The organism is Rhodopirellula sp. P2 (genome assembly GCF_028768465.1).
In the GTDB taxonomy this organism is placed as follows: domain Bacteria; phylum Planctomycetota; class Planctomycetia; order Pirellulales; family Pirellulaceae; genus Rhodopirellula.
Genome location: NZ_CP118225.1, coordinates 2,882,704 through 2,903,434 on the forward strand (window position 1 = coordinate 2,882,704; position 20,731 = coordinate 2,903,434).

Annotated in this window: 16 protein-coding genes; 8 read left to right on the forward strand and 8 right to left on the reverse strand. The window is 55.6% G+C overall.

Annotation, left to right across the window (positions count from 1 at the left end):
- Window positions 1-61: 61 nt before the first annotated feature.
- The 3 genes from PSR62_RS10205 to PSR62_RS10215 form a co-directional block, all read right to left on the reverse strand.
- Window positions 62-5,416: a DNA repair ATPase gene (locus tag PSR62_RS10205; protein ID WP_274407658.1), complete on the reverse strand. Its 5,355-nt coding sequence runs from the start codon at window positions 5,414-5,416 to the stop codon at window positions 62-64.
- Between the two features lie 2 nt (window positions 5,417-5,418).
- A complete protein-coding gene (locus tag PSR62_RS10210; RefSeq protein WP_274407659.1) occupies window positions 5,419-7,479 on the reverse strand; it encodes a flotillin family protein in 2,061 nt (686 codons plus the stop codon).
- A 106-nt stretch (window positions 7,480-7,585) separates the two neighbouring features.
- The gene (locus PSR62_RS10215; RefSeq protein WP_274407660.1) at window positions 7,586-8,302 is read right to left on the reverse strand and encodes an OB-fold-containig protein; all 717 of its coding nucleotides are present in this window, start codon (window positions 8,300-8,302) and stop codon (window positions 7,586-7,588) included.
- A 187-nt stretch (window positions 8,303-8,489) separates the two neighbouring features.
- On the opposite strand from PSR62_RS10215, the gene PSR62_RS10220 reads away from it, so the two are divergent.
- The 3 genes from PSR62_RS10220 to PSR62_RS10225 all read left to right on the forward strand — a co-directional run bounded on the left by PSR62_RS10220 (window position 8,490) and on the right by PSR62_RS10225 (window position 11,708).
- A complete protein-coding gene (locus tag PSR62_RS10220; RefSeq protein ID WP_274407661.1) occupies window positions 8,490-9,908 on the forward strand; it encodes an MFS transporter in 1,419 nt (472 codons plus the stop codon).
- Window positions 9,909-10,377: 469 nt separating this feature from the next.
- The gene (locus tag PSR62_RS25720; protein WP_443217421.1) at window positions 10,378-10,584 is read left to right on the forward strand and encodes a DUF1573 domain-containing protein; all 207 of its coding nucleotides are present in this window, start codon (window positions 10,378-10,380) and stop codon (window positions 10,582-10,584) included.
- Window positions 10,585-10,859: 275 nt separating this feature from the next.
- Window positions 10,860-11,708, forward strand: coding sequence for a hypothetical protein (locus PSR62_RS10225; protein WP_274407662.1), 849 nt, complete (start codon window positions 10,860-10,862; stop codon window positions 11,706-11,708).
- Between the two features lie 41 nt (window positions 11,709-11,749).
- On the opposite strand, the gene PSR62_RS10230 is transcribed toward PSR62_RS10225, so the two are convergent.
- Window positions 11,750-12,997, reverse strand: coding sequence for an ISL3 family transposase (locus PSR62_RS10230; RefSeq protein ID WP_274405530.1), 1,248 nt, complete (start codon window positions 12,995-12,997; stop codon window positions 11,750-11,752).
- Between the two features lie 305 nt (window positions 12,998-13,302).
- Between PSR62_RS10230 and PSR62_RS10235 the strand changes: the two genes are divergently transcribed.
- Entirely contained in the window at window positions 13,303-13,641 is a 339-nt protein-coding gene (locus PSR62_RS10235; protein ID WP_274407663.1) for a hypothetical protein, read from the forward strand.
- Window positions 13,642-13,765: 124 nt separating this feature from the next.
- A complete protein-coding gene (locus PSR62_RS10240) occupies window positions 13,766-13,921 on the forward strand; it encodes a hypothetical protein (protein WP_274407664.1) in 156 nt (51 codons plus the stop codon).
- A gap of 313 nt (window positions 13,922-14,234) precedes the next feature.
- Here the strand turns inward: PSR62_RS10240 and PSR62_RS10245 are convergent, their stop codons facing one another.
- Window positions 14,235-15,065: a hypothetical protein gene (locus PSR62_RS10245; RefSeq protein ID WP_274407665.1), complete on the reverse strand. Its 831-nt coding sequence runs from the start codon at window positions 15,063-15,065 to the stop codon at window positions 14,235-14,237.
- 229 nt (window positions 15,066-15,294) lie between these two features.
- Between PSR62_RS10245 and tnpA (PSR62_RS10250) the strand changes: the two genes are divergently transcribed.
- The 3 genes from tnpA (PSR62_RS10250) to PSR62_RS10260 all read left to right on the forward strand — a co-directional run bounded on the left by tnpA (PSR62_RS10250) (window position 15,295) and on the right by PSR62_RS10260 (window position 17,899).
- Window positions 15,295-15,636, forward strand: a complete 342-nt coding sequence (gene tnpA / locus PSR62_RS10250) for an IS66 family insertion sequence element accessory protein TnpA (RefSeq protein ID WP_274405783.1) — start codon at window positions 15,295-15,297, stop codon at window positions 15,634-15,636.
- Window positions 15,633-15,983: an IS66 family insertion sequence element accessory protein TnpB gene (gene tnpB, locus PSR62_RS10255; RefSeq protein WP_274408167.1), complete on the forward strand. Its 351-nt coding sequence runs from the start codon at window positions 15,633-15,635 to the stop codon at window positions 15,981-15,983. The genes tnpA (PSR62_RS10250) and tnpB (PSR62_RS10255) overlap by 4 nt, the downstream gene beginning before the upstream one ends.
- Window positions 15,984-16,102: 119 nt before the next feature.
- Window positions 16,103-17,899 carry an IS66 family transposase gene (locus tag PSR62_RS10260; protein WP_274405784.1) on the forward strand — a complete coding sequence of 599 codons (1,797 nt, stop codon included), beginning with the start codon at window positions 16,103-16,105 and terminating at the stop codon, window positions 17,897-17,899.
- Between the two features lie 86 nt (window positions 17,900-17,985).
- On the opposite strand, the gene tnpC is transcribed toward PSR62_RS10260, so the two are convergent.
- From tnpC to tnpA (PSR62_RS10275), 3 genes are read right to left on the reverse strand one after another with little or no spacing between them, the layout of a single operon-like run.
- Entirely contained in the window at window positions 17,986-19,761 is a 1,776-nt protein-coding gene (gene tnpC / locus PSR62_RS10265) for an IS66 family transposase (RefSeq protein WP_274406167.1), read from the reverse strand.
- A gap of 45 nt (window positions 19,762-19,806) precedes the next feature.
- Window positions 19,807-20,175 (reverse strand): IS66 family insertion sequence element accessory protein TnpB, encoded by a 369-nt coding sequence (tnpB, locus tag PSR62_RS10270; protein ID WP_274406168.1) that lies wholly within the window; start codon window positions 20,173-20,175, stop codon window positions 19,807-19,809.
- Window positions 20,172-20,498: an IS66 family insertion sequence element accessory protein TnpA gene (tnpA, locus tag PSR62_RS10275; protein ID WP_274406169.1), complete on the reverse strand. Its 327-nt coding sequence runs from the start codon at window positions 20,496-20,498 to the stop codon at window positions 20,172-20,174. Before tnpA (PSR62_RS10275) ends, tnpB (PSR62_RS10270) begins: the two co-directional genes overlap by 4 nt.
- Between the last annotated feature and the right edge of the window lie 233 nt (window positions 20,499-20,731).

Genomic DNA, 20,731 nt, shown 5'->3' on the forward strand with positions numbered 1-20,731 from the left:
GATTCATTCCCGCGGAATGACAAGATCCCCGCGAGACAGACATCACCCCCGGCGGTTCAGCTCATTCGTCCGGTGACTGAAATGAATCTTCCACGTCGCGAAAGGTCTTCAGCATCAGGTCCATCTGTTCCTGCAATCGGCTGAGGTCGCGACTGTTGTCGATCGATTCCTCCAGCAGCGGACGCATCCATTCTTGCATCAGGTGGAATTGACCTTTGACCAGGTCGGCGATCACCCGTGGGACTTTGTGTTGAACGAGAATCTTTTGGTCCGGCGGCGAAGCGGCTTGTTGGCGTGAGATGGCTTCCAGCTGAGTGGCGGTGGATTCCAAGCGACCCGACATCAATTCGCCCATCGAAAGCAGCGTTTGTCGCAGTGTATCGACGCGAGAGTCCATGCGTTCTTCGGCCGAGTGATCTTCCATCGCGATGGCTTTGGCGATGACTTGCCGGATCGATTCCAGACCATCTCGCATCGATGCCAATTGACGCAGTACCTGAGCGGCTTGGTCCTCGCCGTCCATCCCCGACATGCGGACACTTTCGACAAATGCGTACTTGATTGCGTCCCAGCGTTGCTTCTCTTCTGGATTCAGAATCCCCATCAGCTCTTTGAACTTCAGGACGTTGGCTTCATTGTCCGTCGTCAGCGTTTGAGCGTCTTGTTCGTAGTTGCTGATGATCAGTGATTGCAGTTCCGCATCGTTCATCACCGGAGCGACGCGTTCGGCGATCCGGTTCATGTTTCGGTAACTGCCCTGCAACTTGAACGGAGGCTCGGTTCGGTATTCATCGGCTTGAGCGGCTGAACGGATGTAGGCACGGTTGACCCGCAGGACCACATCACGGACGCGCAACAATTTGCGAGTGACTTCGAACATGTCACGGATTTGGTCCATGCTGAAATTGGCTTCCAGCTCGATGCCCTCGGCTGAATCTCGACCAGCCGCGGCGATGATTGCGCGCGCGTCGGACGGTGACGCATTGGAAAGCGGTGCCAAGGTCACATTGCTGGTCAAGCAATTTTCGAGATAGCTCATCTCAAATGCATCCGCTGACTCACCAATGATTTCGCCCAAGTTGTAAACGTCGGCGCGGTTGGAAAGCATGTCCGGGATTTGGAAACGATCGCCCGATTCGGTGTACGGGTTGCCCGCCATGACCACCGCGACTCGTCGGCCACGCAGGTCGTATGTTCGGGTCTTGCCGTTTCGAACCCCTTCGATTTTTCGCGTCGCATCGCACAGCGAGATGAACTTCTGCAGCAATTCCGGATGCGTGTGCTGGATGTCATCCAGGTACAGCATCACGTTGTCGCCCATCTCGAGTGCCAAGTTCAAACGCATGACCTCCTCGCGAGCGGCGGCATTGGGAGCTTCATCTGGATCCAGCGAGGTCACGCCATGACCGATTGCGGGGCCGTTGATTTTCATGAACACCAAACCAAGCCGGCTGGCGATGTATTCCATCAACGTCGTTTTGCCGTAACCCGGAGGCGAGATCAGCAGCAACAATCCCATTCGGTCGGTGCGTTTGTCTTCACCAACCGTGCCCATCTGTTTCGCGAGGTTGTCACCGATCAGCGGCAAGTAGACTTCGTCGAGCAATCGGTTGCGGACAAAACTGCTGAGGATGCGAGGCTTGAATTCGTCCAGTCGCATCGATTGGCGAGCCGACTCGACGCACTCGGTTTTGGCTTGGTGGAGCGAGCGGAATCGCGGCACCACATCCTCACGGTACCCACGCAGGCGGGTGATGAACTCGTGGTAGTGCAGCGACAGTTCGCCGCTTTCGATTCGGGAGTGGCTGCCGACCAAACCCGTCAACCGCTTCGCGACCGGAACGTCGATGACGTCGGTGGCTGGGCGAGCGGCGGTGGTCGTTTGCTTGGCGTCCATCGCGGACTGGAAAATCAGCCAAGCCAATTCGTCGCGATACCAGTGGGGTGAGTCGCCGGTTTCGTTGGTTTCACCGGCGGCACGTTTGTCGAGAAACGCATCGGCCCAGTTGCGAGCCAGCACAAAGGTATGGAGGGGAGAAGAACTGTTGGGTTTCAGCCCGCCGAGCACCCAACGTTTCTGGTCGGATTCAGGCAGGGAGTGAAGGAAGTCTTCGTGCAACGAATGAGCTTGGCCGCTGATGGCGATCCTATCTGGTGCATTTGTCAATTGCTCAAACAGGTAGTCCGCGATCCGTTCCGGTGTGACCACACTTTCAAACAGTCCAATCCATTCGGATTGATGTTCGGATGCCAGTTCAGTCAGGTGTTGACGAAACTCGACGGCGGGTTGAGCGAGAGGGAATGCGATCGCGAGTTTGGCAAATCCCGCAATCCAGTGCTTCATCTGCGTGCGCTGCTTGGTGTCGAGAAAGCATTGCCACCACAGTTGGGACGCGGTGCGAAGCGAAGGGGCGTGTCGTAGCAGGCCGACGGAACGATCCAGTTCCATCAGTCCACGCAAGATGATCGCAGTGTCCACATCGTGAACGCCTTTGGCGTAACCCTCATCGAATCGCCCCGCCATCCGCTCGGCAACCCAAGCCGCTGTCAACGATTCCAAGTCCTGAATCGATTCCGCTTGGCCGGATTCGAAGAGATCCATCGCTAGGAATTCCGCGCGATAGACGTCCGAGTTCTCGCTGATCAGTGACTGGTTCCAAATGTCACGTGCCGCGATCAGTCGTTCGTCGTCAATGGGGTCAAAGTACTGCGTGCCAGTCAGATGCAGGCAGAGTTCATTGCTGCGGAGGACGGTGGTCAGGTCCAGCGGTTGAGTGTTGACCGCGAATTTTCGTTCGCCCAGGCGGATGACATCGCCACCCTCTTCGTAAAGATCTTGTCGATCTTTCAGTCCCCGCAGCGCGTCTTCGCGAAGTGTTTTGAGGCGGCTTTGCAAGTCACCGACTCGAACGGCATCGCCCAGTTCGTCGAGTTCACCGATCAGGCTGCGGATCTTGCCGACCATCAAGTCGCCAGCGAAGTACGCCGCGATTTGATCGATGGATTCCATATTCGAAACGCGGTGCTGGATCCCGTTGAGAATCCGTTCGGCGGCGGAACTGAGAGCCTCGGCCCGTCGGTTGCGTTTTTCGACCAGAGAAACTTTTCGCGATTCGAAGGCGCCGTAGACATCCTCGCGACGAGAGGCGAGCGTCTCGATGAACTCATCGAATTCAGCAAAGCGGCCTTCCAACTCTTCGAGTTGGACCATGACTTTGGTCAGGTACTCGTCGCAGCGAGTCGGTGTGTCGCAAACATCGAGGTAGCCGGTGGTGGTTTGTTCGAGCAACTTCAACTGGGACGCGAATTCCGCTCGGCCTTCGACGCCGATCAGTTCTTGCTTGCGATTTTTGAGCGCACTGCGAACACGATTGACCGTGGCGAAGACGTCGCCGATGGAATCGATGATCGTGGTTCGTTGTGTCGCGTCGTCGATTTGCAGGTTGCTCACCGTTTCGGTCAGCAGTTCGAGATCGGCGGCGGATTGATCGATTTCCGATTCGAGTGCTTTGGCCTGGGAGACGCCTTTGATCTCGGGAACGCGGGTTTCCGCTTCGCCGACTCGATCGCGATAGGGTTGCAAGGCGTTTTCATCGAGCAGGAATTCGACGCAGCGACGGCTGAGACGATCCGATTGCTCGGCGGTGATCGTTTCGAGTTCTTCAACGATCGCGACGTCCACAAACCGCAGTTCACGCAGCGCGATCGCTCGGCCTCGCTGGACTCGCAGTTTTGCGAGTGAGGCGACAAATTGATCGATCGAAGTGAAGCGAGAACGCTCGATCTCTTTCAGCGTCGCGTTGGTGTCGGACTGAGCCTGGCGAGTTTGCTTGGCAGTGGCTTGGCGAACACGAACGACTTTTTCGTATTCTTCGATCGCCGCTCCCGCCGTTTCGCGGATTTTGCGAAGTGGCTCGGCGAGGTGGTGGGTCTCTTCGTTGTCGATCCAGAAGTAGCTGTCCAGAACGTCGCCTGATTTCTTGGACAGGTCGACGTACAGGTCGTTGTAGCTGTCGTCCTTTTCGATCAGTTGCAGCAGTTCGCTGCATTCAGCCATCCCACGAACCAAGTCCTTGTTGCCGATCTTGAACAGCAACGAATCGGTTTGGTTGTCGGGCAGGTAGTTTTCGCTGGTGAAGGGCGTTTGCCAAAGCTGGATCGCGTGGTGCTTTTGCGGGGTGTCCTGGCCTTTGAAGCAAACCATTTCGCCGGCTTCGAAGAACGTTTGCCCGTGACACACCAGGGGTGTGTCGACGGATTGGCGGATCTGGTTGTAGCGCAGCTGGATGTAAGTTCCATCTTCGACATTCGAAAACAGATACAGGCTGTCTTCGCCGTTGGGCGAGTTGATCGTGCGTTCGTACCGCATGTCGACCAAGCCGTGGTCGAAACGTTTGAACTCGCCGGATTGCAAGTAGTAGCCACCGGGGAAGATCAGCCCTTGGTCGCCCGGCAGCATCACGCAGGCGTGCTGGATCTCATCCAACCGAATCGCTTGGTTGATCTTCCCGTTGAAGATGATGTAGCGAAATTGGCTTTCTTGATACGGTTTGATCTTGAGCAAGACCAAGTGGCCGACGATCGCATAATGGATTTCTGCGTCGTCGAGTTTTTGATCAAAGTTGTCGACTGGTTCGGCGTAGATGCCTTCGCCGACGCTGGTGTTGTTTTCAACTTTGATCGTCAGGTCACCGCCGACCGTTTCGACAAACACGCGGTCGTCGATGGAGATGTGCGGGTGCTCACCGTAGTGGTGCATGTCTCGCGTCGTCCGCAGCCAGCGAAATTCGTGCTGATCGGGCAAGCGGACTTCGTGATCGCTGCGGTTGTCGATGTACTGCAATCCTTCGGAACTGCGACGCCATTTGAAGGACTTGATATCGCGAGCGGTTTTGCCGACTCGAAACACCATGTGCAGGATGGGGCCGGACACGAAGAACCGTAGGAACGTGGTGTCTTTGTAGAACCGATACAGTTCATGGAAATCGCTGACGAAGCGATCGTCCATGATTCGTTTGAGCTGCCGTTCATGGAACTCATTGGATTCCATGTGATAGATCGAGAACACATCGGCCAATTCGATCTCGGTTTTCAAGCCGAACTGGACGTTGTATCCGAACAGAAACTCGTCACCGATCGAGACGATGTCTCGGGGGACGCAGTTGTGTTCGGTGGTCACGCGCTGCGTCGCGAGCAGTCGCGTTTCGATGTTTCCGAAGACTTCGCCGCGGTCCTCGTTCAGCTTGGCGAGTCGATCGCGAAGATCACCGGCGGCGGTGCGAAGGCGGTTGCGGAGGACCTCGTAGGTGCCGCCGGACATTTGAGCGGGGGCGTCCTGCGAAATCCCTGCCTCCGATCCGCCGTCACCAGCAGCACCGGGCAGCCAAGCCGCTTCGGGGGAAGCGTCCTCAGCCACGATCAGGCCTTCTTCCCGTTAGGAGAGACCTTCTTCGCCGGGACGGTCGCAGGCTCGGACGTGAGCAAGCGACTGACCTTTTGATCGGCGACGTTGGCGGTTCCCGCCATGCTGAGCAGGCTGGTCAACTGCGTCCGAACATCGTCGGTGCTGGACATCCCCATCAGCTTGGCGATCAACGCCGCGATGGAGAGGTCCTTGACGCCGTCGGTGTCCAAGCCGAACTGAGCGATCAGTTCTTTGACTTGGTCGCGGAAGTAATCCGCGTTGCCGTCGAAGAACGTGTTCTTGATGTCGGTCGCGACTTGGCTGTTGTAGACAAATCGATCGATCGCTTTGCCGCCTTTGACCGCGGAAGTGATCTGTTCGAAGAATTCTCCATCGCCACCGACAATGTCGATTCGAGCCGCCTGCAGGGCTTCGCCGATGACACTCGCTTGGCTTTCGGCAATTCCGCGTTGGGCTTCGATCGCTGCGACTTCGACGAACTTTTCTTTCTCGAGTTTGAGTTTGAACTCTTCGTGGTCTTTGCCGACGCCATCGAGTTTCTTCATCGCTTCGGCTTTCTCGGTGATCCCGGTCGCTTCGGCGGTGTATTTTTCGCGAGAAACCTTGGCTTCGGCCAGGCCTTCTTTTTCCAGCGAAATGGCTTTGGCTTCTTGGACCTGAGCTTCGGCCAAGCCAGCGGCAGCGGATTGAGCGACTTCGGCTTCGGCCAGCATTTTGGTCGCAGCGGTTTCTTTTTCGGCCGCGTCGCGTTTGGCTTCGGCTTCGATGCGGACTTTTTCAGCCAGCAACTCGCTGCTTTCTTTTTCCGCTTGGGCCAGCTTGGTTTGGCGAATCAGTTCTTCTTCCGCCTTCATTTGTGCGGCCGTGATCTGAACGGTTTTTTGACGCTCGGCCTTGGCGTGTTCTTCGGTGTCCTTGATTCGTTCTTGTTCTTCGACCACGGCTCGTTCGACCGCGACACGTTCTCGAATCACTTCTTGAATGTTGCGTTTCTCGATTTCGATCGCCTTTTCTTTTTCGACTTCGGCGACGCCCACGACACGCATGCGATCGGTGGCTTCCAAGTCGCGATCGCGATTGACGCGTTCCAGTTCGACCGCGTCCGTCTTTTCCTTGTTCCGCATCGCGACCAGGATCTGACGAGATTTGTTCTCTTCGGCGATCCCGATTTCTTCTTCGGTTTGGATCCGGGCTCGTTCTGATTCCAGTCGTTGCTCTTCGCGAACCTTGGCGGCGGAGGCTTGTTCACGCGAAGTGATTTCCGCGATTTCGCGTTTTTGTTTTTCGACCGCTTCGACGCGTTGACGTTCCAGTTCGAGGATCGTTTCTTCGGCTTCGACGTCCTGCTTCTTGAGCGTCTTTTCTTTGTCACGGGTGAACTGGTTTTCCTTGACCTTTTCCGTCGAGGTCAGTTCGGTGATCTTCTTGATGCCCTCGGCGTCGAGGATGTTGGTTGGACTGAGCATGTCCAACGGGGTTTGTTCCAGGTAATCGATCGCGGCATCGTCGAGTCGGTAACCGTTCAGGTCGGTGCCGATGACTTTGAGGATTTCTTCTTTGAACTTGTCGCGTTGGTCATACAGATCGACGAAGTCAAATTGTTTGCCGACCGTCTTCAGGGCTTCACTGAATTTCGCGTCGAACAGTTCTCGCAGTGTTTCCAGTTCGCTACAGCGTTTGGCACCGATCGACTGAGCGACCTCTTTCATTTCCTCGGGGCTTTTGTCGACACGCACAAAGAACGCGACTTTGATGTCCGCGCGAATGTTGTCGCGGCAGATCAAACCTTCGCTGCCTTGGCGATGGATCTCAAAGCTTTTCAGCGTGAGGTCCATGAATTCATATTGCTGGATCAGCGGGATGATCAGCATGCCCTCGCCGGTCACGGCTCGGACGCCGCCCGCACCCGATTTCACGATCGCTCGATCGGGGCCGACCTTGATGTAGTAGCTCTTGAATAGCAGAGCGACGACCAAGGCGATGAGGAACAGTCCTCCGACGACGATGATCAAAGCGTCTAAACCGACGGAATCGGTGATGAGAGCAGCCAGCATGAGCGTTCTTTCGTGTGTTTGACCGCGGGATGATTCGACGGACGAATCCTGGAAGTAATTTGCCTGTTGGTCAGGCGTGGAATGTCAGTCGACGGGGCGCGCCAAATTACGCCGCGGGGGGCGAATCAGCCTGCACCAGGTAGGTTTTGGTGTTTTGATCATAGCTCACCACCGTGACACGTCCCCCTTTTGGGATGATTTCACCACCGGTTCGGACGGAAATCAGCAGGGGGGCCGCATCAGTGGCAAAACGCGCACGACCGAACGATTCGTCGGCCTGACGGGTTTCGATGACCGCCGATCCGCCAACCAGGTTGGAGGCATGGAATTCGACGGGAGGAACCAGCATCCGGTGCAGTGGCCAGGTCACGATTTTGGTCGCGACGATCCCCAGGACTCCGTTGCGAATGGTCAGCAAACCGCTGGTCAGGAACGTGGGGTCATAGTGCCGCACGTCGTAGCCAAACCACAGGTAAAAGCTGATCACCCAAAACAGAACGCTGAAAACGGACAGCCAGACGACCAGGGGAACCCGGTCCAGATTCATGGCTCGCAGGGTCGCCGCCCCGGTGCCACCGAACCAATCGCTGTGCATCGGTTCGCCGGCGGTGTCCACGCCCCAATCGCCACCGAGGTCCCCCGCCAAATCGGGGGCATCGAGATCGGGGACGTCCAAGTCGACATCCACATCCGCGCCGAGATCGATCACGCCCAGCAAGGCAATGATGGCGTACAGCAGAAACAACGTGGCCAAAACGGTGGCTGGCCACATGGGGCCGACCAGGATCGAATCAAGTCGATCAGTCCAAGTGATTGCCAACATGCATCTGTCTCCTGAAAAGAATCCTCACGGGGCACGCGGGGGGAAGGGATCTTATCACGAGGCGGGAATGCCTGCCGCACGGGGCGCTCGAATGCCGGTTTGTTGCCAAGAAGCGATCTGTTGAATCGCCTGAGAAAGAAGTACAAGCACGCCTGCAAAACCCGCTCTCTTTTCGCGTGCCTTTTTGATGGACCGAATCCCCGTCTCCGCCACCACCCAATCGATCCCAGCTGCCGGCGGGAGCGACCGAAACCTCACTCGAAGTATGGGGGATGCGGCGTGTTTTGGCGGCATGGTGGGATGCGGTGAAACCTATTTTTCCGCGTTTGCGTTGGCGGTGGGATTGAGTGAAACCGCTTCGGGTTTGGTTGCCAGCATTCCGCTGCTGGTGGGCGGGGTGATCCAGTTGGTGTCGCTGAAAGCCATTGCCTGGATTGGCGGCTACCGACGTTGGATCGTTGCCGGTGCGGTATTGCAATCGCTCGCGTTTTTGCCGCTGGCCTATGCGGCTTGGACCGGAAGTCTGTCGATCGTGATGTTCCTGTTGATCGCGTCGGTGTACTGGGCGGCAGGTCTTTCGACCGGGCCCGCCTGGAACACTTGGATTGAACAGATCGTGCCCGTGGCAGGGCGAGCCCGATTCTTTTCCAAGCGATCTCGACTGCAACAGATTTGCACCTTCTCGGGTTTGATGGTCGCCGGTTTGGTGTTGCAGTGGACGTCCCAGGAAGGCATCGCATTGACCGGGTTTGCAGGGTTGTTCTTCGTCGCCGCGATCTTGCGATTGGTGTCGGCAAGTTTCTTGCACCGCACACGCCATGTTCAATCCGTCCCCCTGCACGTCGAGCATTCCCCGGCGAGCGTCACGGGGGAGCATCCCCTGGAAGAACCCGTTGACGATCGATCTGCGATTCAGTTGCTGGCTTATTTGGTTGCCATGCAAGTCTTCATCCAGCTCAGTGGTCCGTACTTTGTGCCGTACATGCTGGGGCAACTGGAGTTTGACTACGTCGTCTACGTTGGCTTGATCGCGCTCGCCTTCCTCAGCAAGGTCATCTCATTCGCGTTTTGGGGACGCATCGCGGAAGAGTCCGGTGCGGCGAAGGTGCTGTGGTTCGGCGGCATCGGATTGGTGCCACTGGCATCGCTGTGGATTGTCTCCACCAACCTGGTGTGGCTGGCGATGATTCAGATCCTCAGTGGCATCGCTTGGGCGGCGTATGAACTGGGGTTCTTCCTGATGTTCTTTGAAACCTTGCCTGCGAAGCATCGAACCCGGTTGCTGACCTATCACAACTTTGCCAACACACTGGCCATTTGTGTGGGCGCTCTGGCCGGGGCAGCGATTTTGGCGTACTGGGGCGCTCAATCGCAGACCTATTACTACCTGTTCGGCCTGTCATCGACGGGCAGGTTGCTTTGCCTGATCTTGTTGGTCGGGGCCGTTCTTCCCAAGCATTCCCTGAAATCGATCGGAATGCGAGTGCTCGCGATTCGACCCGGGGCGGGCAGCGTGACCGCCCCGATCATTGCCAGTGCTGAAGAGCAACCTTTGGTCAATCGTTCATCGCTGACAGCCTCCGCAGAGTTCATTGGCCCCCGCTGATAGTCGACCGCGTGGAAAGCCGACGAAGAACGTCACCTTCTTGCTGCCATCGGAGCGATGCGGCAGTATTCGCTCCGCATCTCGGTCAATTGCCCACAGCAGGTGCGGAAAAAACGAAAGGCACCATCAAGCCTGAATGTAAAGCAGGGGCTCAAGAAAAACAGACGGTGCCCACCTTGTGGTTCATTGGCACGAACCATGGGGGGGGTATGCTCGCTCAAGCCAACAGTCAGTCTTGGCATTGAAACACGTAAGCAGTTCCAATTAGTTCATGGAATTTAAACGGGGAGAAAACAGATGACAGCGAGAGCTCATACGTCAAATCGGCATCTTCCAACGTGCTTGCATTTATCCGTACTCGTGTTACTGATTGCAGGGTGTGTAAAAACATTTGGAAGTGAGCCTCTGAAAAAAAAATGCAACTGATCGGAAGGAGATCGAACTCGATTTAACCGACACTGGCAACAAAATTGACTTTGGAGAATTTTGGGTCGGTGAAAAACCGACAATTGATCTGTTGATTCGAAATACTTGGTCACATGACATGGTCTTCAAAAAGTTAACCGCAAGTTGCGGATGCTCTGGAGGTGTCTACGATTCACTTGTCATAAAACCTAGTGAGCGCGGGCGCGTCAGTGTGTTCCTGGAGGCAGGGTCGTCGACCCTCATTTCCTAGAGCCACTTATCGGGTTTGCATTCCTGCGGGACAAGACATTTACGTTGCCGTTGCGTGGAACTTGGAAGGATATTGAAGCTCCAGCGACGTTGCAAACCGACGCGGCGACAAAAGTCTCGATCGAAGTCGAGCCACGGAGCGGCAACACATCGTTGATGAAGGTTAACCTTGAACGCGAGATCGACCCAGGACGGGCAACGTTGGTGATAGGGGCACAGTCAATTTCCTTTAACCTGAAGTGAGATTTGGTGATGTTGAAATATATCCTAGTTTTCATGACTTCACTACTTGGTCACGCGCAAGCGCAAGAGGTACCCTTCCCCAATGAGAAATTAGAGACGTTGTTCGCAGGCATGCGGACGATTGATGAAAGCCGAGGTGCCCATGCGTTTGCAGCAACCATCAAACTAGTCGAAGATCACCGCGGTAGCGTCACGGATTTGAGTTACCTGTATCTCCGTGCGGTCAACGAGAAGGGACAGAAGATAGTCGGGTATGCGACGGTCCAAAGATTGCCGTTCTGGAAGGTGAAGCTCTCGAGCAATGGCGAGGACCATTTTCTTTATGGTTCACGTTATCGGTTGGCACCAGCCGCAAAGGACGAGGACAAGAAAGACCCGTTTCCGATCCCCTCCTTTGATCCTATTTCACATTCGATGAGACCGATCAGCGCCATCCGCGGTCCGGTTTCCACTGCGAAAGGCTGGCACTACCGCCGTTCGGCGAAGTACTTAGAGAACTTTAAAGATGGCAAACATTTCGAACTCATTTATAAGGATCCAGGAACTGGATTGGTGAAGGACAAAATCACCTTGTTCCGATTTGATCGAAGGCCGACACCGCATGTCGTTCAGTGGGACCTGCGTTGCGTACTTAAAAATGGAGCGGAGTTTGATGGTGCCAGCACCGTGACAGAATGGGGAGAAGTGGCGGAGGACCATTACCTTCCAAAGACAATCCATGGCGCGACGTCACTCCCTGGGAACGGGCCGAAGTACGTCGGTGCCATCGAGATTCAATGGGACTTTGATGTCCCACATTTTGACGTTGATGCCAGTGATTGGGTCGATGTGCTGGCAAAGTCGTTCTCAGTTGACCCGTTTCTGGAGATTGAAGATGAGTAAGGTTAGCTTGACGTTTTTTTGCTTGGTTCTTTTTCGCCTCGTCAGCAGAATCGGTGGGTTTGATTTGGCTCAGGGAGCTTTCCTAGCTGGTGATACAGGGCGATTTCGATCGTTTTATACGATTTGAAACCGTAGGCCTTTCTCAACGCCAGTTTGGCTTTGGTGTTCATGCCCTCGACGCTACCGTTGGAGATTTCACCACGAGCGAGAAACCAGTTCAACAGTAGCGTTCGGTGCCTGCGTAGTGTGCGTGCCATGCCCTTCATCGGTTCGATTTTCGAATGCATCGCTCGAGTACACCATTGATCGAGAAACCTGCCTGCCCAGGCCGGACTTTGGTAGCTCCAGAACCGTTGGAAGTCTTCTCGCATCAGATAAGCTTTGATGCTCTTCAGGTTGTATTGCAGGAGATCATCAAGCTTGACCGTTTGCTTGTCCGTCAGATTCTCTGGGCGTTTTAGAAGGCACCATCGAGACCCTTTGAGCACCTCTTCATAGCCATCCGCTTTCAACTGCCGGGCCTCCTCAACCCGAACCTTGTTGAGTGCATCGCCGAACTTCTTCATCACGTGGTATCGGTCCAAGATGTGAACCGCATCGGCGGCCTTCTCGGCGATCACGTTCATGTACTGACGCCACATGTCAGTGCAAATGAACTTCAAGCTCTGAATCGATGTCTCTGGAACGGCATTGAAAAAACCACGCAGACTTTCCTCGGTTCGATCCCGAGCGACGTAAAGCAACCGTCGGCAGTCGGCATCAATCTGGTAGACCAGCGTCAGGTACTTGTGTCCTCGACGGTAGGCAATCTCATCGACGCCAATTGCTTCGACCGGGCCGATTTCCCGGTGAATCAGTCCCCAACGAACCACCCAGTCAATCGCCCGGTAGACCGTGTCCCAGCTGGTGCCAAAGATCAACGCGGTTTCCTTCCAACTCAGTCGCTTGGCCCAAGCGGCGAGAAAAATTCGATAGCTGTAAGTGCTGCGATGCTTTCCATCAGCCCAAGGAACTTTCTCGATCACCACGCCACAGGCGGGGCAGGCAACTCGCCTCATCGCGTAAAGAAAGAACACCGGGAAACCCCACAGCGGCACAAACTCGAACCGCCTTTCTCCTCGGGTGTCGTATCCGGGGCGTTTCTTTCCGCAGCCGCTGCAAACAGGGCGACTTCGCGCGTGTGGCTTGATGCTGATCCAGATCGCTTGGTTGTCCTCGCTCCAACGGATGCTTGTGTAGACAAACCCCTTTTGCTTTTCGGCTCGGTTGAGGATAGTTTTGAGCTGCATCTTGTCGGTCCTGGGATGTTGCTGAAGTGTTGCAACAACATCAATAGCTCAGTGTCCGGCAAGATGCATCTTCTTTTTTGTGACGTAATTGCTGGAGCCCCTTCCGCCTCGCCTTCGCATCGGCCTGACACTGGCCCGGCCCAGGTCGATGCGAAGGCGAGGCGGGAGGGGCGGCCCCATTCTGCTGAGCCCGAGCCGAGGTCGACGCACGGCCCCCATTTCAACCACGTCCCAAAACGCTTCCACCCACTGATTCGGCGGAAGAGCCTCTTTTTCTAACTTGTCGGGCATCTGGTGAATGCTTGGTGAAGATTGAATTATATTGCGGATATGAAGATCAAGAAACCTCATGCTTTGTTGATGAGGGAGGAAATTGTGGTGGGGCGGAATATCATGAAGGTATAGATGATGGGAACTTTTATCACTGGATCTCAGAGAGTTGGCCGCTGACTGGGAACCGGGTTCAGCCGGAAGAAATCTATGAATTCACTGACCTTCACTATGAAGAGTTGGATTGTGGAGACTTTAATTTTTGCTCGTACCACTGGGACGAAAACAACAACATGATTTGCGCAAGCGATGTGAGCACTGTGTTCAACGAAAAAATCATCCAGAATTCGACCACTGCCTGTGAGGAGTTTTGACTCAACTCTCAGACTACGTTAGCCCATGACTGGCAGACTCCAGAGGGATTTTTCGAATTCCCTTCCGGAGACCACTCATGTGAGAAAAAAGAAACGGAGACGACGCGCGTTCGACACGGAGTGCATGCAGAACTCCGTCTATCTGACTGTCAAGCAAGGTTACTCGTTCAAAGCCGCGTTTGATTCGCTGGGCATTGACGTTACCACGCTTCGCGTTTGGTATCGAAAGTTTGCCGCGCCGCCAGAGGCCGTCAGCGATGACGTAACGAGTCCGAGTTGATTGGCGTGGGGGTGGCTGGCTAGTGGGGGCAGGCGGGTTCTTGGGTGGTAAACCCCGAGGCGATTCGGTGCATGTAACCGGAGGGGTGTCGGCCGGTTCTGATGGAACAACCAGCGCTGGAATCTCTATCGGGATCACGCGTTAGGCATGCGAATGAGGAAGTTTCGGCGTTTGACCATCGCCTGGTCAATAATTGATTGCTGGTACAGCTCCGTTTCGTCACAAAAGAATCGGATGCCACGGATCACGACTTTTCCGGAGCTACCTGGTTTCAGCTTGAGCCGCCAAGCCGCTGCTGCGGCGTCATCAAACGTTAGCTTTGCGTCGGTTTTAGGTTGCTTTCGGAACACACCTGCTCATAAGAAGCACCAGAGTTACGGAGCACATGCGCGGAGGTCACCGCGTGATATTCTCCACTGTGTCGAGAATAGATGTTGATCTGATCCAGGGGTGTTGGAAGCGGGAATTCGATATTAAGAGTGATCCAACCGTTTGAGACTTGAGTTGACTGCCACATCGAATTTGAGTCGAACCAGATTTCATCCGGTGTGTCGCTGGCAAAATCGGGCAAGATTGATGTCAGAACAACGTTTGATGCCTGTGTTTCATATTCTGAATTTACGTCTGCCGTTACGCGAACCTCATAACCCATGCCACCAAGCTTCCGCATCGGAGGCAACGTCTTCAACTTCTTTCGGTTCCCAATGTTACCGCACAGCTCCTCCACCGCCGTAGCGTTCAAGTCTTGAAAGACGCGGTCATTTGCGACGAGTGCCCGGATATCTTCGCAAGACAGGCGTGGAATCCGCAAGGCTTCCCTGAATCGATTCGTGAAGTGGCTTTCGTTGTACGACATCACTGAATCGCTATCAGACAGCGACTCTCCATACAGGTTCGGATGCACGAGCCCAAAACCGTGGCCGAGTTCGTGACGCAGGGGGCTTTGGAATCGCCGATCCTCTGTCAATTTTTGCCTGCCCAACTGAATCACGCCGCCACCGTTGTTGACTCCGCCGTTGATCGGTGGACCGCCTGGAGGCCGCTCATCAAGATGGTCTCTGACGACAACGAAAACGTAGGGGCAATTGAATCGGTTAAAAGCAAAGTGGTCAAGTAATTCTTCTAGTGAAGCGGTCGCTCGCATGCCCTGCGGTTGCTCTCGATAGAAGGCCAAAGGTCGGCGAGCCCGATAGGTATACGGTTCTAGTTTTGTAAATTAAAATGTGGACAATCTGCCCAGCGTGTTTCGATACCAAGCCTGCGACCAATTCAAGTGTCGCATCAAGAGCTGGGTAACCGTTCACCAGAACCGTTGTAGGCGCGAGGTTTAGCTTGGTGGGTTTTGTTTCGCTTCCCTTTCGCGGAGAGAACCCATGACACACTCCCAAGCAGCTCAACGATGGGCCGAACGTTTGCAGCGGTTTAGCCAGTCCGAGATGACTGTTGCTCAGTTCTGTGCTGCCGAAGGCGTTTCGCAGCCATCTTACTATCACTGGCGACGCAAGTTGCTTGGACCTGCCAAAGCCGCTGGTCCTGCTTCGCCGCCCGATTCCGGCCCGACACCCGCCCTGATCCCTGTTCGCATCGTCGATTCGCAAGGCCAGCAGGCACCGCCGCCAAAGACGAACGTTCGAACAACGGTGCAGTTGCCCGGTGGTGTCTCAATCGAGGTCGAAGTACTCGGCTCGGATGCATGCGAAGCGGGGCGGCCATGACCGGACTACCTCAGGGATCTCCGATCTTCCTGTGCACCACGCCGGTGGACTTCCGCAAAGGCTTCGACGGGCTGACCGGCATCGTCACCTCGCAGCTCGGCCAAAGCGTCACCAGCGGTTCGTTGTTCCTGTTTGTCAATCGAAAGCGCGATCGCATCAAAGCCCTGTGGTGGGAGACCGGAGGACTGACGCTCTGGTATCGCCGTCTGGAGCAAGGGACCGTCGAGCTGCCCAAAGCGGGCAGTGATCAAACCCACGTCACGATCGACGCTGTCGAGCTGGCGATGTGGCTCGGGGGCGTCGATTTGGCTTCGGCCCGGGTCAGGCGAAAACGGATGGCGGCGTGAACACGTTTTTCTAGCGACCCGCTCACCACGCGGCATGACGAAGGAATCTTGGTCATGCCGCTTCTTTTTGCGCTCATGCGTCTTGGGCGTTTGAAAGCAGTTTCTATAATGTCGCCATCATGGATGCCAAAGCACTTCGAGACGATCCCGATTCCGCTGCCGCGTTGATCGCATCGCTGCGAAAGCAAGTCGAAGAACAGGCAGCTGCACTGGAGCGAAAGGACAAGCAGCTCACCGAGCAGGCTCATTCGGTGCTGGAAGTCAAAGCGGTCAATGACAAACTCAGCGAAGAAAACGCCGAACTGAACCTGAAGGTCGAGAAGTTGCTGCGACAACTCTTTGGCCGCAAGAGCGAACGTCGAGTCGATAGCGAAGGACAGTTGTTCCTGGACCTCGGTGAAGAAGCCACGCCGGAGGTCGTCAGTGCGATCGAAGAAGCGATCCGCGAGGCCGAACAGATCGTCCGTGACAACGAAGAAAAGAACGGCAAGCCCAAACCGCCTCGCAAAACGGATCGAAAATTTCCCGAACATCTGCCTCGCAGTGAACGCATTGTCGATCTGCCCGAAGACCAGCGAGCCGGCCTCAAACTGATCGGCTATGACGAAGTCGAGCGACTTGCCTGGAAGCGAGCCGAGCTTCGCGTTGAAGTCGTCAAGTACGCCAAGTATGCGGTGCCTGCTGATCCATCGAACCCCGACAAAAAGCCTGGAATCATCAGTCCCGAGCGTCCGACCGGGTTGGTTGAAGGCGACCGCTTCGATGTCTCCGTCGCCGTCGAAGTGGTCGCTCAGAAGTACTTCTTTCACATGCCGTTCTATCGCCAGCAAGACATGTTCGCCGGCAGCGGTTGGACGCCCAGTCGCTCGACGCTTTGCAATCTCGAAACCCAGGTCGAGTTCGCCCTGCAGCCGCTGGCCGATTACCTGCGAAGCTTCTTGAAGACCGATACCTGTATCGGCTGTGACGATACAGGCGTGGTGCTGATCACTCCGGCGGCGATGCCTGACTTGTCGAACCATCCTCGCGGTGATCGGATCGCCGAAGTCTTTGAAGATGCGATTCGAAAAGGTAAGCCGAGCATCAAAGCGAACTTCTGGGGCTACTATGCTTCGAGGTTGCCGGTGGTGGCGTTCGACTTCACGGTCAGTCGTCACCGTGACGGGCCGGATGACGTGCTGGGCGATTACAAAGGAACTTTAATTGGAGACTGTTGGTCGGGCTTTCAAAAGATCGATGTTCGAAGCGACGAGCGAATTCAGTTCGCCGCGTGCTGGGCCCATGCGCGCCGCAAGATCGACGAGTGCCGCGGTGCATTCCCGCTTCAGGTTGCAAAGCTGGAATCGTTGATCGGGATGCTGTATGACGTCGAAGACCAGATCAAAGGTTTACCCGAGACGGAGGCCCTTGCACGTCGGCAAGAGGTATCGCGACACGTGCTTGGCCTGATCGAGGACTACCTATCGAGCGATCAGTTGAGCAGTCCGGCGGTGCTTCCCAAGAGCAACCTAGCTGCCGCGGCTGGCTATGTGCGTCGGCACTGGAAGGCACTGGGTCGCTTCACCGAAGATATCAGCATCCCGATCGACAACAACGACTGCGAACAGTTGATGAAACGCGTTGCGACGGGCAGAAAGAACTGGCTATTCAAAGGCTCGCTTGCCGCTGGGGAGCGAGCGGCGAACTTGATGACAGTCATCGTCAGTGCGGTGCGCAATGACTTGGACGTGCATGCCTACTTGGAAGATGTGCTGCGACGGACCTTGGCTGGTGAAACCGACTGGGCTTCGATGGCGCCTCACGTTTGGAAGTTAGATCACTGCGAATCGATCCGAACGTACCGCCAGGACGAGCGTCGCCAAGCGGCCGACCGCAAGCGAGTCCGCCGCGCTCGCCGCCGACGTCTCAAGAAATAGTCAACCGGGCAACCCGGAATGGTTCTGGTGAACGGTTACAGAGCTGTAACCGTTCACCGGGACCATTCGACCTGGTGGGTTGACGGCTATTTTTTGAGGCGTCGGCGGCGGGCGCGTCGGACTCGCTTGCGGTCGGCTGCTTGTCGACGTTCGTCTTGCCGGTAGTCGCAGATGGATTCCGGGTGCGAGTCTCTCCAGGCAGGTGGGCTCAGCGCTGACCAGTCGGTTTCGCCAGCCAGGGCTCGGCGTAGCACATCATCCAGATAGGCGTGAACGTCCAATTCATTGCGAATCGCTGTCCCGATAATCGTCATCAAGTTCGCCGCTCGCTCACCTGCCGACAGCGAGCCTTTGAACAACCAGTTCTTGCGGCCTGTCGCCACTCGCTTCATCAACTGTTCGCAGTCGTTGTTGTCGATCGGAACGCGAGCGTCTTCGGTGAACCGATTCAGTGCCGCCCAGTGTCGACGCACGTACGCTGCCGCTTGGCCAAGATTGCTTTTGGGAAGCACCTTGGGCGAACTCATTGTTTCGCTTTGCAGGTATTCGTCGATCAAGCCCAGTACGTGACGCGAGAGGCTTTGCCTTCGCGACAGTCGCTCCGCGTCATCGAGAGTCTTGATTTGATCCTCGATGTCGTAAAGCATCCGGATCAGTGATTCCAGCTTCGCCACTTGGATCGGGAACGCACTGCGGCACTCGTCAATCTTGCGACGCGCATGCGCCCAGCACGCTGCGAACTTGATTCGCGAGTCGCTGCGCACATCGATCTTTTGAAAGCCTGACCAGCAGTCGCCGATCAGCGTTCCTTCGTAATCCGCCAGCACATCATCGGGGCCGTCACGGTGACGACTGACCGTGAAGTCGAACCCGACCACCGGAAGACGCGATGCGTAGTAGCCCCAGAAGTTCGCTTGGATGCTTGGCTTGCCAGAGGCGATGGCCTTTTCAAGCACTTCGACAACTCGGTCTGCGCGTGGATGATTCGATAAGTCGGGCATCACTTTGGGCGTGATCAGCACCACGCCTGTGTCATCACAGCCCACGCAAGCATCTGTCTTGAGAAACGACCGCAAGTGTTCGGCCAGTGGGCGTAGCGCGAACTCGACGGAGGTTTCAATATTCGCCAGCGTGCTACGACTGGGCGTCCAGCCGCTGCCGGCGAACAGGTCTTGCTGACGGTAGAACGGCAGGTGATAGAAGTACTTCCAAGCGATGACTTCGACACCGATCGAAGCGTCGAAGCGATCCCCTGCGACCAGTCCGGTAGGGCGCTCGGGGCTGATAATGGCCGGCCCTTCTTCGACACGATTCTTTTCAATTGGCTGAACGTACTTGGCGTACTTGTTGACGCGAACACGAAGTTTCGGCCGAATCCACTCGAGCGTTTCGACCTCGTCATAGCCGATCAGCTTCAATCCCTCACGTCGAGCTTCGGGAAGGTCAACGATCCGCTCAATTCGCGGCAGGTGCTCGGGGAACTTGCGATCATTCTTAGCGGGCGGCTTGCGGCGTCGTTTCTGTTTTTCTTCCTCAGCGTCTTGGGTGACCTGTTCCGCTTCCCGAATGGCTTCTTCCAGTGCACTGACCACTTCAGGAGTCGCTTCATCGCCGAGGTCCAGAAACAGCTGCCCGTCGCCGTCGACACGGCGTTCACTCCGCCTGCCAAAGAGTTGCTGAAGCAGTTTTTCGACCTTCAGCTGGAGGTCGATGTTCTTTTCCTCGAGCTTGTCATTGTGGCTCTTCAGCTCGAGTACCGAGTGGGCTTGCTCTTCGACTTGTGATTTTAGGCTTGCGATTATGCGGTGACACGACTCGATGTCATTGGGCGGTTGAACGTTCGTTGATCGCTTCGCATCCATGGTGCGCAATTATACGAAACGCACCCTGGATGCAAAGTGTTCCCATCAAGCAACTTTCATTCGCTTGCGTCTTGTCTTGGCCGATTTCAGTGACACGCCAGCGATCCACATCGCGAGCTCGACCGAATCGATTGTGAGATGCGATTGATCAATTGGAGGCTTTGGCAGCTCGACGGTTCCCTGCTCGAGCCGTCTGTACCACAAGGTCAATCCACCTGTCTCCCACCAGAGGGCTTTGATACGGTCTCGCTTTCGATTGACAAACAGAAACAGCGAACCATCGGTGACGTTCTTGCCCAACGAGGTGGTGACGATTCCGGTCAGGCCATCAAAGCCTTTTCGAAAGTCGACCGGGTCGGTGCACAGATAGATCGGCGTGCCCCCTGGAACTTTGTAATCGGGCAATCCGATCATGGCTGATTCGTCCGCGATGGGTTCGGCTGAGAATCAGTCGGCACTTCGACGCGAATACGGATACCACCGGGAAGTTCAATTGTCGCGCTCGCTTGATTCGCCATGGCAGAGGTGCGATCCGGTGTGGCTTGAAACGAGACGGGCACGAACTTGGTAACGGCGGGGACTTCCGGATCCCGTGGCGAACGTAGCTTGCGTTTCCAGTTGTAGAAAGAAGGCTGCGAAACACCTTCGGCGGCACAGAATTGAGCGACCGTCATCTGAGCTTGCTCAAATCGTTGCAAACGCTCCGTCCAAAGATTCGCGGTTTCGGATCGAGTCATGGGGTTTCTCCATTGGGAAGCAAAATAAACCCAATACCCTAAAACCCGCGTCTACAACGGTTCTGGTGAACGGTTACACAGAGCTGGCGTTCAAAATCAGTTGGCATTTTCTGGTCTTTTGCCACAAAAAAATCGGGTAAACCTGAACTTCCGAAGGGGGAAGTGCATCTCGACGCACCTTCAGAGTTGAGCAATGCGCACGATATCGCGAAAACCCTTCTGCGTATCCCCGG